Source organism: Methylotenera sp. G11 (assembly GCF_000799735.1).
Taxonomy (GTDB): domain Bacteria; phylum Pseudomonadota; class Gammaproteobacteria; order Burkholderiales; family Methylophilaceae; genus Methylotenera.
Genome location: NZ_JUHH01000001.1, coordinates 627962 through 642545, shown reverse-complemented (window position 1 = coordinate 642545; position 14584 = coordinate 627962). Strand labels below are relative to the sequence as shown.

Annotated in this window: 10 protein-coding genes and 1 riboswitch; of the genes, 8 read left to right on the top strand and 2 right to left on the bottom strand. The window is 52.1% G+C overall.

Annotation, left to right across the window (positions count from 1 at the left end):
* Window positions 1-927, bottom strand: a complete 927-nt coding sequence (locus GQ51_RS02880) for a LysR family transcriptional regulator (RefSeq protein WP_047549536.1) — start codon at window positions 925-927, stop codon at window positions 1-3.
* 118 nt (window positions 928-1045) lie between these two features.
* Here GQ51_RS02880 and metE point away from each other — a divergent pair, with 118 nt between their 5' ends.
* From metE to modA, 6 genes are all read left to right on the top strand, one after another.
* Window positions 1046-3346, top strand: coding sequence for a 5-methyltetrahydropteroyltriglutamate--homocysteine S-methyltransferase (gene metE, locus GQ51_RS02875; RefSeq protein WP_047553702.1), 2301 nt, complete (start codon window positions 1046-1048; stop codon window positions 3344-3346).
* Between the two features lie 86 nt (window positions 3347-3432).
* Window positions 3433-3654, top strand: a riboswitch (cobalamin riboswitch).
* A 185-nt stretch (window positions 3655-3839) separates the two neighbouring features.
* Complete coding sequence (locus GQ51_RS02870) at window positions 3840-6686, top strand: ribonucleoside-diphosphate reductase subunit alpha (RefSeq protein WP_047553699.1); 2847 nt, start codon at window positions 3840-3842, stop codon at window positions 6684-6686.
* 35 nt (window positions 6687-6721) lie between these two features.
* Window positions 6722-7855: a ribonucleotide-diphosphate reductase subunit beta gene (locus GQ51_RS02865; RefSeq protein ID WP_047549533.1), complete on the top strand. Its 1134-nt coding sequence runs from the start codon at window positions 6722-6724 to the stop codon at window positions 7853-7855.
* 128 nt (window positions 7856-7983) lie between these two features.
* Complete coding sequence (locus GQ51_RS02860) at window positions 7984-8334, top strand: winged helix-turn-helix domain-containing protein (RefSeq protein ID WP_047549531.1); 351 nt, start codon at window positions 7984-7986, stop codon at window positions 8332-8334.
* Window positions 8335-8499: 165 nt separating this feature from the next.
* Complete coding sequence (locus tag GQ51_RS02855) at window positions 8500-9960, top strand: OprO/OprP family phosphate-selective porin (protein WP_088178122.1); 1461 nt, start codon at window positions 8500-8502, stop codon at window positions 9958-9960.
* Between the two features lie 44 nt (window positions 9961-10004).
* On the top strand, window positions 10005-10766 hold the full coding sequence (modA, locus tag GQ51_RS02850) for a molybdate ABC transporter substrate-binding protein (RefSeq protein ID WP_047549528.1): 762 nt from the start codon (window positions 10005-10007) through the stop codon (window positions 10764-10766).
* A 7-nt stretch (window positions 10767-10773) separates the two neighbouring features.
* On the opposite strand, the gene GQ51_RS12000 is transcribed toward modA, so the two are convergent.
* Window positions 10774-12021: a diguanylate cyclase gene (locus tag GQ51_RS12000; RefSeq protein WP_052177667.1), complete on the bottom strand. Its 1248-nt coding sequence runs from the start codon at window positions 12019-12021 to the stop codon at window positions 10774-10776.
* A 616-nt stretch (window positions 12022-12637) separates the two neighbouring features.
* On the opposite strand from GQ51_RS12000, the gene GQ51_RS02840 reads away from it, so the two are divergent.
* Window positions 12638-13213, top strand: a complete 576-nt coding sequence (locus GQ51_RS02840) for an ANTAR domain-containing response regulator (RefSeq protein WP_047553690.1) — start codon at window positions 12638-12640, stop codon at window positions 13211-13213.
* A gap of 173 nt (window positions 13214-13386) precedes the next feature.
* On the top strand, window positions 13387-14544 hold the full coding sequence (locus tag GQ51_RS02835) for a CmpA/NrtA family ABC transporter substrate-binding protein (protein WP_052177666.1): 1158 nt from the start codon (window positions 13387-13389) through the stop codon (window positions 14542-14544).
* Window positions 14545-14584: the final 40 nt, after the last annotated feature.

Here is a 14584-nt window from a genome sequence, read left to right as displayed (position 1 = left end):
TCATTTTCCGGTGTTGTGTAAAAGCTTGATGCCTTTTAAATTCGCCGCGCAGGTGTTTTTGATGATGTTGATCAGGTCGATGGTGAATGGCAGCGAGATGGTTTCCGATGTGCCGGTGGCATGCAGTTCTGACCAGAGGCCTTTCTGCCCGATCGATTTGGCTATGACATATTCGTGGTCGACATAACTCTGGATTCCCCAGCTGGGCAACGCCGCGACCCCCCTGCGGCTCGCCACTAGCTGCATGATCGCGATCGTGAGCTCTGCCGTGCGGCGTTTGAAATTGATACCGGCCGGCTTGAGTATATTGCGGATGATATCAATCCTTTCTTCAGGTACCGGGTAGGTAATCAGCGTTTCATCCATAAAGTCCTCAGGCTGGAACCGGGCTTTGCTGCGCTTGCCGTGATCCGGCGGCAGCACCGCCATGATTTCAAACTTGAATAGCGGCTGGTGTTCCAGGCTACCGATTTTTTCCGGCAAGCCGCCTATGACCAAGTCGGCCTTACCTTCATGCAGCAAATGCCATGGGTCGCTGTGGAAACCGGCGACCAGGTCGATTTCCACCTCTGGCCATGCACGCCTGAAAACATCCATGACTGGCGTGAGCCAGTCAAAACAGGTGTGGCATTCCAGTACGATTCTCAATTCGCCGGAACGGTTGTTTTTTAAGCGGATAAGGTCACGTTCTGATTTCTCTATGAGCGGTAATAGTTCATTGGCCAGTTCCAGCAGCCGCTGGCCGGCCGGGGTAAAGCGCAGTCCTTGTGCGCTGCGTTTGAACAGCGTGATCTCATAGTGGGATTCCAGCGCGCGTATCTGGTGCGACAAGGCCGACTGCGTCAGGAATACGCGTTCGGCGGCCAAGCCCAGCTTGCCGGTTTCAGCAATGGCTTTGAGTGATTTAAGGTGGCGAATTTCTATCATGATGGCCGGATATTAATTTAGATATGAATTTAATTCAAATTTATCTTAAAAATTCTCGCTTTATTAAAATCGTTATGCGTCACAGAATGCACGCCTTTCCATGAAGTGAGAATCAATGATGACGCAACATACAATAAAGACCCACATTCTGGGCTACCCCCGCATAGGTGAAAAACGTGAACTTAAATTCGCACAGGAGGCATTCTGGCGCGGCGAATCATCGCCTGAGCATTTGCAGGAAACAGCACGCCGGTTACGCGCCGGCAATTGGCAGAAGCAGCAGGACGCAGGCCTGAGCTTTGTGACAAGTAACGACTTTTCCTTATATGACCATGTACTTGACCACAGCGTGCTGTTTGGCGCATCACCGAAAAGATTCAGCAAAGCGCCGTTTGGCGCCAAGAACATCTCTCCGGAAAGCGCATATTTTGCAATGGCGCGCGGCAACATTGAACAACCGGCCATGGAGATGACCAAATGGCTGGATACCAACTATCACTATATCGTGCCCGAGCTGAATGCAGATACCGTGTTCTCGTTAAACGCCCACGATTACCTGGTGCAGCTGGAAGAAGCCAGGAATTCGGGCGCAGCAGTCAAGCCGGTATTGCTGGGGCCGGTCAGCTTTTTATACCTGAGCAAGGCGCGTGATATCAGCAAGCTGGATCTGTTGCCGGCGTTAGCCAAACAGTACGCACATCTATTGCAGGAGCTGCACATCAGGCAAATAGAATGGGTACAGATCGATGAGCCTGTTTTTGCGCTTGATCTGGATGATGCATGGTTAAAAGCCTTTGAACATGCCTATGCCTGTTTCAGGAACGCGCGCCCCAAGCTGCTGCTGACCACTTATTTTGCCAACACCTCACGCTACCAGGCATTTATTGCCGCTTTGCCGGTAGATGGCATTCATGTAGACCTGGTCAGGGCGCCGGAGCAGCTGGGACCTTGGGTGAATGCAATCCCCAGCCATTGGGTGCTGTCGGCCGGGGTTGTAGATGGCCGCAACATATGGCGCAACGACCTGGATAAGACGATAGCATTGCTGGAACCATGGGCGCAAAGGCTGAAAGGACGCCTGTGGCTGGCGCCAAGCTGCTCATTGCTGCATACGCCCGTGACGCTGGTGCATGAGCTGAAACTGGATGCGGAAATCAAGTCATGGCTGGCATTTGCCGATGAAAAGATTCATGAACTGGGCATCATTGCAAAAGCATTCAATGACGGCGTTGGCTCGGTTGCAGCTGAACTCGCGGCATCGCGCGCGGCTGTCGCTTCACGCACAGCATCCGGCCGCGTACATTCTGCGGTCGTAAAAGCACGCATTGCCTCGTTGGACAAGGTGAATGAAAATCGCCGCAGCTTGTTTCCGGCGCGTCAGGCAGCGCAAAAAGCACGTTTGAAACTGCCGCTGCTGCCGACTACAACCATAGGCTCATTTCCGCAGACAGACGATATCCGCAGCAACCGGGCAAAGCTCAAAAGGGGGGAGATTAGCCGGAAGCAGTATGATGCCGACATTCGAACCCATATCACATACGCCATCCGCGAGCAGGAATCACTGGATCTGGATGTTCTGGTGCATGGTGAAGCCGAGCGTAATGACATGGTGGAATTTTTTGGCGAGCAGCTTGCCGGTTATGCATTTACCGAGAACGGATGGGTGCAAAGCTATGGTTCACGCTGCGTGAAGCCGCCGGTCATTTATGGCGATGTATACAGGGCTGAACCTATCACGGTAGATGTTGCGCGCTTTGCGCAGTCGCTATCGGCACGGCCGGTGAAAGGCATGCTTACCGGCCCGATCACGATGCTGCAATGGTCGTTTGTACGTGATGACCAATCACGTGAAACTACCGCAATGCAGCTGGCGCTGGCGATACGCGATGAAGTCGACGATCTGCAGAAGGCGGGGATTGCCATTATCCAGATAGATGAGCCGGCATTGCGCGAAGGCCTGCCGCTGCAAAAAGCAGCCTGGGCGAATTACCTGGCCTGGGCAGTGCGGGCTTTCAGGCTCAGTGCAAGCGTCGCGCATGATGATACGCAGATACATACGCACATGTGCTACGCCGAGTTCAACGATATCCTGCCTGCGATTTCAGCCATGGATGCCGATGTGATTACGATTGAAACCTCACGTTCGGCGATGGAGCTGCTGGATGCCTTTGGTGAATTCGATTACCCGAACGAGATCGGGCCTGGCGTATACGATATTCACTCGCCGCGCGTGCCTACGGTGGCCGCCATGCAGGAGCTGATGTATCACGCAGTCAGGGTGGTGCCGGTAGAGCGGCTTTGGGTCAACCCGGATTGCGGTCTGAAAACACGCGGTTGGACTGAAACCAAGCTGGCACTGCACAACATGGTGAATGTGGCAAAAGCGCTGAGAAAACAATTCGCCGCTGTTCAATCATAATCTCTTGATAAACATATATATAGCTATTTATATTGAATATTTAGCTATATATTGTGTTTTGTGCTTGAAATAACACGCCATATTGCGTTATAGTGAATGCATACGGTTCTTAATTCTTGATCTTGAATTAAGATAATAGGGAATGCGGTGCGTGGCTTTTATCGTTAAAGCCGCAATGCCGCAGCTGCCCCCGCAACTGTAATCAGCGAGTAGTTTGCCATATCTGCCACTGCATCTTTTGATGTGGGAAGGCTGGCAAAGTGCATCGACCTGAGAGCCAGGAGACCTGCCGTAGACATTTTTTACATGGTTTGAATATGTAAAAGTAATTTTTATAACGTTTGAGGCGGGGTGTCCTCGGCAGATGGAATGGTTGCCTGCGCGCATTCATTCCGCCATGCTGGTTTTTATTTGATAGATTGATCGTCAGTTGATTGCTGATGATGCGCTATGGATAAAAAGTGTCCTGCCCTTTGAGAAAAGGGAAATCAAAATGGATGATGCAGTATCACATCATATCAGTACGTCTAATATCAATGGCCTGAATGCCGCGTCATTGCAGCCTTTACCCACATTGCAGGTGATTCGCCGTAATGGTGATGTCGTTGCCTACCACCTGGATAAAATATCGATTGCAATCACTAAAGCATTCCTGGCCGTAGAAGGCAATCACAGCGCGGCTTCACAGCGTGTGCGCGACCAGGTGGCGATCCTGAGCCAGCTGGTGAATAACGCGCTGGTACGCCGTTTGCCTGCCGGCGGTGCCATTCACATTGAAGATATTCAGGATCAGGTTGAGCTGGCGCTCATGCGTAACGGCAATCATGACGTAGCACGCGCTTATGTACTGTACAGGGAAAAGCGGAATGCGGAACGCGCTGCGGCTAAGTCCAGCCAGGCAGCACCGGAGCCTGTGCATGCGCTGAATGTGAATGTAAATGGCAAGCTGGCGCCGCTGGATATCGGGGTGCTGACCGCCATGGTGGAAGAAGCATGCCAGGGCCTGGGTGAAGCCGTGCGTCCAGACCTCGTTGTCGGACAGGCCGTGCGCGACCTGTATGACGGCATCCCGTTTGATGAGGTACGCAAGGCTTTGATCCTGTCTGCACGCAGCCTGATAGAAACCGAGCCGGCGTACAACTACGTGACCGCCCGCCTGCAGCTCGACCTCGTGCGCGCCGAAGTGCTGGGCGAAAGCGTGAGTCAGGCCGCAATGAAAATGCACTATATCGAGTATTTCCCGCGCTACGTCAGAATGGGGATAGAGGCCGGGCTGCTGGACGCCAGGCTCGCCCAGTTCGATCTTGAGAAACTAAGCGCGGCATTGGCTGCGGAGCGTGATTTCCAGTTTGGTTATTTAGGTTTGCAGACGCTGTATGACCGTTATTTCCTGCATATCGAAGAGCGCCGTATCGAGCTGCCGCAAATATTCTTTATGCGGGTGGCAATGGGGTTGGCCATCAACGAGATTGACCGCGAAGACCGAGCCATCGAATTCTATCATGTGCTGTCCAGTTTTGATTTCATGAGCTCGACGCCTACGCTGTTCAATAGCGGCACGCTGCATTCACAGCTTTCATCCTGCTATCTGACCACCGTGACCGATGACCTGGACGGCATTTACCAGGGCATTAAGGAAAACGCGATGCTGCAGAAGTACGCCGGTGGCCTGGGCAACGACTGGACCCCTGTGCGCTCGCTGGGCGCCCGCATTAAAGGCACCAACGGTAAAAGCCAGGGCGTGATTCCATTCCTCAAGGTGGTGAACGACACCGCGGTTGCGGTGAACCAGGGCGGCAAGCGTAAAGGGGCGGTGTGTGCGTACCTGGAAACCTGGCACCTGGATATTGAAGAGTTTTTAGATCTGCGCAAAAACACGGGCGACGACCGCCGCCGTACGCATGACATGAACACTGCGCACTGGATCCCTGACCTGTTCATGCGCCGTGTGACGGAAAACGGGGAGTGGACTTTATTCTCGCCTTCAGACGTGCCTGACCTGCATGACAAATATGGCAAGGCGTTTGAGCAGGCTTATGTCGAATATGAGCGCCGCGCGGACCATGGCGAGATCAAGCTGTTCAAACGCATCCCGGCATTGCAGATGTGGCGCAAGATGCTCTCCATGCTGTTCGAAACCGGCCACCCATGGATTACATTCAAAGACCCGTGCAATATCCGCTCGCCGCAGCAGCATGTAGGGGTGGTGCATAGCTCCAATCTTTGTACGGAAATCACGCTGAACACTTCCGATACCGAGATTGCAGTGTGCAATCTGGGTTCCGTGAACCTTCTGCAGCACCTGAAAGAAGTCAATGGGCAGCTGGTGCTGGATAACGATAAGCTGCGGGCGACTATCAAAGTGGGGATGCGCATGCTTGATAATGTCGTGGATATTAATTTTTACGCAGTGGGCAAGGCCAGGAACTCCAATTACCGCCACCGCCCGGTGGGCATGGGCATCATGGGTTTCCAGAACTGCCTGCATGCGATGCGTATTCCGTATGCAAGCAATGAAGCGGTTGAGTTTGCCGACCGCGCCATGGAGATGGTGTGTTACAACGCTTATTGGGCTTCAACCCTGCTGGCGGAAGAGCGCGGTGCGTATTCAAGCTTTAAAGGCAGTTTGTGGGATCAGGGCATTCTTCCGCTTGATACGCTGGATCTGTTATTGAATGAACGCGGCGGCAATGTGGAAGTGGACAGGAGTGCAAGCCTGGATTGGGATGCCTTGCGTAAGCGCATACAGGCAGTAGGCATGCGTAACTCCAATTGCGTAGCGATTGCGCCGACCGCGACAATTTCAAATATTGTCGGCGTTTCTGCAAGCATCGAACCGGAATACCAGAACCTTTATGTCAAATCCAACCTTTCCGGTGAATTTACCATCGTGAATGAGCAGTTGGTGATTGACCTTAAAAACCGTGGTTTGTGGGATGCTGTGATGGTGTCCGACCTCAAGTATTTTGATGGGTCACTGGCACCTATCGACCGTGTGCCTGCGGATATCAAGCAGCTTTATGCGACAGCCTTTGATGTTGACCCAAGCTGGCTGATTGAAGCGGCTGCACGCCGGCAGAAATGGATAGACCAGGCGCAATCGCTAAACCTGTATTTCGCTGTGCCATCCGGCAAAAAGCTCAATGACACCTACATGCTGGCCTGGCAGCGCGGCTTGAAAACGACCTACTACCTGCGTTCCATGGGCGCTACTGCAGCCGAGAAATCTACCGGTTCCGGCGGTGAATTGAATGCCGTCGTAGCGGCCGTGCCCAGTGTGAATGAGCCTGCGCCAAAAATGTGCTCGATTGACAACCCTGAGTGCGAATCTTGCCAATAAGCGGGCGAGCCAGTGGAAAATAAGGAAAAATAAACATGCTTACATTTGAAGATGAAACATACACGGAGTCATCCGACTCAGGGCTGACGGCAGCACCCGCCGCGGAAACACGCACGGCTTCAGCGTTTGCGGCAGGCCAGGCTACAATGCCGGGGCGCGTGAATGCCTCGGATAAGCGCATGATCAATGGTCAAACGGATGTCAATCAATTAGTGCCATTCAAATACCATTGGGCCTGGGATAAATACCTGGCGGGTTGTGCCAATCACTGGATGCCGCAGGAAGTCAGCATGAGCCGTGATATTGCGCAGTGGAAAGACAGCACGGCGCTCACCGAGGATGAACGCCTGATCGTCAAGCGTAACCTGGGTTTCTTCACTACGGCGGATTCGCTGGCTGCCAACAATATCGTGCTGGGCACCTATCGGCATATCACCGCGCCGGAGTGCCGCCAGTATCTGCTGCGCCAGGGGTTCGAAGAGGCGATCCATACGCATGCATACCAGTATATCGTCGAAAGCCTGGGCCTGGATGAAGCGGAGGTTTTCAATGCCTATCAGGAGGTGCCCAGCATCAAGGCAAAGGATGATTTTCTGATCCCGTTCATCAATACGCTGACTGACCCGGAATTCAAAACCGGTACGCCGGAGGCCGACCAGCAACTGCTTCGTTCGCTGATTGTATTTGCCTGCATCATGGAAGGCCTGTTTTTCTATGTGGGCTTTGTGCAGATACTGGCACTCGGCCGCCAGAATAAAATGCAGGGTGCCGCCGAGCAGTACCAGTACATCCTGCGCGACGAGTCCATGCACTGCAACTTCGGTATTGATGTGATCAATACCATCAAACTTGAAAACCCGCACCTATGGACGCCAGTATTCAGGGATGAAATCAAGGCATTGATGCAGCACGGTGTCGAGCTTGAGTATCAGTATGCAGAGGCGACCATGCCGCGCGGTGTACTGGGTTTGAATGCGACCATGTTCAAAGAGTACCTGCGCTTCATTGCCAATCGCCGCTGCCAGCAGATTGGCCTGGAGGCGCTGTATCCCGGGGCAAACAATCCATTTCCCTGGATGAGTGAAATGATGGACCTTAAGAAAGAAAAGAACTTTTTTGAGACGCGGGTGACGGAGTACCAGACCGGCGGTGCGTTAAGCTGGGATTAACCATAAACCGGGATTGGATGTAAAAAACAGCCTTCAGATGAAGGCTGTTTTTTTATTGGCGCATGAGCAGCAACCTTATCAATGGAGAATTCTGCTCATATCCGTTTTAAATACATTAAACTACAGGCATGGCTAATGATATTTTAAAGATAAGGATTGCGTGCGGTGACAAAGTCGCAATGGGGCCGGGCAAAGCGGATTTGCTTGAAGCCATTGATGACTGCGGGTCTATCTCTTCTGCCGCTAAGCGCATGCAGATGTCATACCGCAGGGCCTGGGAGCTTGTGGATGTCATGAACAAATGCTTTGACCAGCCCCTGGTCACCAGCTCACCGGGCGGGCATCACGGGGGCGGGGCGGAACTGACCGAGCTCGGCCGCAGCATGCTTAAAAACTATCGCGATGCGGTAGCGAAAGCGCATCTGTCAGCCCAGGCAGAGCTTGACCAGATTCTGTCACACCTCATCACCGCCGATTAATCAACGCTGAAGCAGTCAACCGGGAAGCAATGATGCGTTTCTGATCATCATGCCCCTGATGGTTAGTTTTTATCGTTATTCCCGTTTGAATATAGCGATAGTCGTGAGAGAATGGCAATATAGGCGGCAAGCCGTCATTTCATCATATTGTCATAAGGGGGAGTTATGCATATCAGTCACCATTTTTTACGGTCTATCATTGCACTGTCGGTCACGGCAGCCTATCCAGCCACGGTGCTGGCGCTCGATGATGCCGAGTCACGCATCAGGGAGCTGGAAAACAAAGTGCAGCAGCTGATCCAGCAGCGCGCGGAGCAGGACCAGCAGCTTGATATCCTGACTAAAGAACTGGTGGGGCTGGGCAACCAGGTCAGCCAGTCCAAGATCGTTAAATCAGAAGAAAAAGGCAGCAGCAAAGGCAATCCCATCTATGGCGGGTTCAAAGACGGCCTGGTATTTGAAGATGGCACCGGGGACTGGAAATTGCAGTTAAACGGGCGGGTGCAGGCTGATTACCAGAATTACCGGCCGGATGACTGGGCAAATGATACTTTCAGTATCCGTCGCGCACGTTTTGGCGGTACATTTTCATTCCTGAAAGACTTTGCCGTGCGGGTTGAAGGCGAGTATGCAAATGACAATGCCGGCAGCAAGGGGACAACCGCCCTGACTTATGGCTACCTTGATTTTACGCGCTGGTCTGCCGCCAAGATACGCGTTGGCCAGTTTAAACCGCTGTTTGGCCTGGAGCGTGCGCAAAGCACGAACTTTACCGATTTTACGGAAATATCCTTGGCAACAAGCAATGGCACGGTGTTTAACTCTACCTATGACCGCGGTGTGATGATACATGGGGATCTGCTGCCATGGGTCAATTACAATGTGTATGCAGTGAACGGCAGCGGCCAGAACAATGATGACGCTAAGGACAGCAAGGATATCGGAGCCAGGCTGAATGCAAACCTGGCGAAGCTGACTGACAGCAAGAGCCTGGTATTGCATGTGGGTACATCTGTGAGCAAAGGCAGCATTGATTTCACCACCCCGACAACCAAAGCGATCAAGCAGAAAACGGAAGGTAACGGTGTCGAGTTCTTCAGCGTGGGAAATTTCATCAACACGGAAAAGACAGACAGAAACCGCTTTGGCCTTGAAACCGCTTTTGCTTATGGCCCGGTAAAGCTACAGTCTGAATATATTCAGGCGAACTTCGAAGGCAGGCGTGGTGCGGCCGCTCCCGGCACGGCATTCGATAACGATATCAAAACCTGGTATGCGGATATCAACTGGATGCTTACCGGAGAGCAGTATGCCGATGCATACAAGAGCGGCGTATTCGGCCGTATCAAGCCGAACAATAATTTTGACGACAAGGCCGGCTGGGGTGCGTTCGAGCTGGGGCTGCGCTACAGCAAGTTCGACGCTTCGGATTTTGAATCAATCAAGGTCGCAAACACTGCAACCAAGGCAGATGCCTGGACCGCCGGTGCGAAATGGATATTCAATCCGAATGCACGCCTGGTGCTGAATTATGTACGCACCAGTTTTGACAGCGGTATTATTGTGAACGGCAAGCGTGAAGACAAAGAGCAGGCGATCAATCTGCGCGCCCAGTATGACTTCTAGCACTGGGTCAACTTCAACCGATAATGAATACATCAGGAAAAAACATGTTAAAGAACAAATTACTTTTATGCCTTGCCATCTGCGCGGTAAGTGTTTCCATGGCTGCACAGGCCGAGCAGAAAATTACAGTATTCGCAGCAGCCAGCCTGACGAATGCGATTCAGGAAATTGCCGCTGAGTATGAGAAAGAAAAGGCTGTCAGCATCCAAACGTCGTTTGCGGCATCGTCCACGCTTGCCAAGCAGATCGAGCAGGGCGCGCCTGCCGATATTTTCATGTCGGCAGATACCAGATGGATGGGTTACCTGCAGGAGCGGGGCTTGATTGACCCCGGCAGCAGAACCAATCTATTGGGTAACCAGCTGGTATTGATCGCCCCCAGGGGTAAGGCTTTCAAGGTTGAAATGGACAGGAAATTCAATTTCGGCGCTGCATTCAGTGGCAGGCTGTGCACGGGGGAAACCGAATCGGTACCGATCGGGATCTATGCAAAACAGGCATTAAAAAACCTGGCCTGGTGGGATGCCATTAAAATGCGGCTGGTCGGGACGCAGGATGTACGCGCCGCGCTGGTTTTTGTGGAACGCGGCGAATGCGCGGCAGGCATCGTCTATGAGACCGACGCCAGGGTTTCGGCAAAAGTTGAAACCGTCGCGACATTCCCCGAGGCAAGCCATGACCCTGTCATTTATCCTTTGGCCTTGGTCAAAGGAGCAAGTCCGCAGGCCGCAGCGTTTTATCACTATATGAAAGGCGATAAGGCAAAAGCCGTTTTCACCAGGTATGGCTTCAACCGGTTTTGTTGAGCCGGGTTTAAAGTACGGTTTCCTGGCTGTCCGATGGCTGGCTGTCAGGCAACCCTGCAACGCAAACCCGGTTTCTGCCGGTATGCTTGGCCTGGTAAAGGGCTTTATCTGCCTTGTTGATCAGGTCATCAATATTATCCTCTTTGGATGACAGAGAGGATAAGCCTATCGAAACAGTCAGCTGCAAAGAGGATTCGCCAGTCGGCAGCGGTACTTGTGTATTCTGGATGAACAGCCTGATGCGTTCTGCGACCTCAAGCGCTTTATCCTGGTTTGTCTGCGGCAGCAGAATCATGAACTCTTCTCCGCCCATGCGGGCACACATATCGAAGTCACGCAGGATCTTCTGCATGAACTGGGCAACGCTTTTCAGTGCGATGTCGCCGGCCTGGTGGCCGTAAGTGTCATTCACAAGCTTAAAGAAGTCGATATCCAGCATCAGCAGCGATAGCGGGGTGTTGAAGCGGCTGGCACGATGCAGCTCTATGGTTGCCTGCTCCATGAACCATGCGCGGCTGCGCAGACCGGTCAGGAAGTCATGGTCAATCTGGTGCTTGAGTTCTTCCTCCAGCGCTTTCAGTTTCGAAATATCGTTCACCAGCCATAAGGATAAACCGGAGTCATAGGGGATTGCAGCGCCGCTGATTTCTATCCATACCTTATGTCCATCGACTTTTTTCATCTCGAACTGGGTACGGTAAGGAGCGCCGCTCTTGAGCGGATAGGCATTCCTGCCCACGGTCTCGTACATGGCTTCATCCGCAAACAGCATCTTGGTCGAAGAGCCTAACAACTCGGACTGCGTATAACCCAGGATCGTGCTCATGGCTTTATTGCACCAGATGATTTTTCTATCCCTGAGCATCATGCTGCCGATCATTTCATTATTAAGGATGACATTGGTTTCCTCGATATAACGGTGCAGCCTGGAAATGAAAAATCCGATCAGGGTCGATGTAATCGAGAAAAAAATGATGGCATTGGAAATGTGGATGTGCCCGGAGAATTGGTTGTAAGGCGGTATAAAGTAATATGAGCCGGCAAGCCCGGATAGCACCGCGACCATGGCGCCCGGGAATGTGCCGCAGAAATAGAAACTCAATATGATTGCCGGGTAAAAAGTCACGAAAGGTCCGCCGGTTGCATGCGTCAAAAACGTAAAGCGGGAAATCAGTGCAAGCGCGAAGAAGATAAGCGCCACACTGAAGCGGTAAATGGGCTGGAGTTTGTAATGGGTGTAATTAAAATTGACCATGTATGATTATGTTTAAATTTATTGGTTGTGATAATCAGTATGTTTGATTCTACTATCAATCAATACATTCCGTTCAATAGCATCATGCTGCGTCACTCCTGGCTTTAAGACCCCCGTTGTCTATCTGAGTTCACGCTGCTCGCGTGCATGCATTGTGAACGGCATATTGCACCAATATTAACCATACTTTGTTCATCATGGAACCATGACGGCAGCAGCACTCCACAATTTCTGTGGATAACGCTGTGGGGTGCATGGGGATATGGAGCCTAAGCCACTGGTGTGCCTGGAAAAGTCCGTATAGGGGAAACTTTAGGCATGAACCGGACAGTTGGAAGCTAAAGCCCTATCCAAAGGTTTCGCTGTGTCAATAAACCCCTGCGCGCACTGGGAAGGCACGGCCGGCGCAATTGGATCATGCGTTGCAGCGGTTTGCTCCTTTATGGATGATTTTTTTAGTGCTGCTGCACGTCTATGGTGCACCGCTTATTGGCAATGCATGCGCTGAAAATCCATAAAATATTATTTCCCATTACTTTTCAATGCATTAGCCTATGTTTTTTCAACTGGCATGCAAGTTGCTTTTATGTTGCTAAATGCTTTGTTCAGGTTATGCATGCTTTCTGTAATGTTGGTTGATGATGATTTGGTGAGAACTGCGCCGCTAAGGCAGTCTTTAACAGATGCCGGTTATCAGGTGATTGCCCATTTATCCAGCACTGAGAACCTTGATGATGCAGTGCGTGAGCTGCAGCCCGATATTGTCATCATCGATACGGATTCACCAAGCCGCGATACTTTGGAAAATCTCTGTGTCATGAATGAAACCGTGCCTAAACCGATTGTCATGTTTACGCATGACGGCGACATTCAGAAGATGCGCGAAGCGACCAGGGCGGGTGTGTCGGCTTATGTGGTCGGCAGCTTGCCAAGCGAGAGCCTGATGCCGGTGATCAATGCCGCGGTTGTCAGGTTTGAAGAGGTCAAATCCTTAAGGGATGAATTGGGCGAGGCAAAGCTCAAGCTGGCGGAGCGCAAGGTGCTTGAAAAAGCAAAAGGGCTCCTGATGAAAGAGCACAGTTTTGATGAAGATCATGCTTATGCAATGTTGCGAAGCATGGCGATGCGGCAGAACAAGCGTATTGCAGTCCTGGCAAAAGAAGTCATTGAAGCGGCAACGAAGCAGCTTTAGTGGTTGGGGACGGTGATGCGGTACCGGGTGGATCATGTCCGGTACCAGGCAGTAAACGGATTATGGCAGTGGGTACTGCCGCGGACAAAGGCGTCCTTGCAATGGTTATTTTAACCGGATGCAGGACGCCTTTTTTGTTTTCAGGATTCTGGTTTTTATATTAGGTGATTGATATGGTTTTAAAAAGTTCAGTAAAGTCGGAGCTTGCGCCAGAGCTGTCAGAAGTGCAGGTCGGGTTTATTCCCCTGACCGATTGCGCGCCTATTGTCGTGGCATCGAAAATGGGTTTCGACAAAAAATATGGCATCAATATCAAGCTGCACAAAGAGGCCTCCTGGGCAGTTATCCGCGACAAGCTGATCAGTGGCGACCTGCATGCGGCACATGCGCTTTATGGCATGGTGTATGGCGTTGAACTCGGCATAGGCGGCCAGCAGAAAGACATGGCGGTGCTGATGACGCTTAACCATAACGGCCAGGGGATCACCTTATCCAACCAGTTAAAGGTTCAGGGCGTTAATAGCGGCAGCGATTTAAGCAGCTTCTTAAAGCAACAGGCTTCCAAATTAACCTTTGCGCAGACTTTCCCCACCGGCACGCATGCCATGTGGCTTTACTACTGGTTAGCCAGCCATGGTATCGATCCGCTGCGCGACGTTAAGACCGTGGTCGTTCCGCCGCCGCAGATGGTAGCCAATATCAGCAGCTGCAATGTGGCCGGCTATTGCGCCGGCGAGCCCTGGAATGCGCGTGCCATTTATGACCAGGTCGGCTTCACGGTGGCGACCAGCCAGGATATCTGGGTGAATCATCCCGAGAAGGTGCTGGGCGTCACTGCCGAGTTCGCGGATCAGTACCCGCAGACCTGCCGTGCCATGATCATGGCGATACTCGAAGCCTGCCGCTATCTGGATGTGATGGATAACCGCGCGCAGGTGACGGATATGCTTGCCGGTCCGGATTACGTCAATGCCCCCAGGCAGGTCATCCATGATCGCTTTGTAGGCGATTACGACGATGGTAACGGCAAGCTATGGCATGACGCCAATGCCGTCAAATTCTTTGACGGCGGAAAAGTTAATTTCCCTTATCTCTCTGACGCGATGTGGTTCATGACCCAGTTCAGGCGCTGGGGTCTGCTGAAGACTGCACCGGATTATCTTGCGCTGGCCAGCAAGGTGAACCGTATCGATATGTATACGCAGGCTGCGCATGCCATGGAAATCAATACCCAGCAGCAACCGATGCGGACAAGCCGCCTGATGGATGGCGTGGTTTGGGATGGAACCGACCCGGATGCCTATGTCAATCAATTCGACATCAGGTCTTAGGGCGCACGACTTTACTCAACAAAGTTGGCAGGCAAACGAA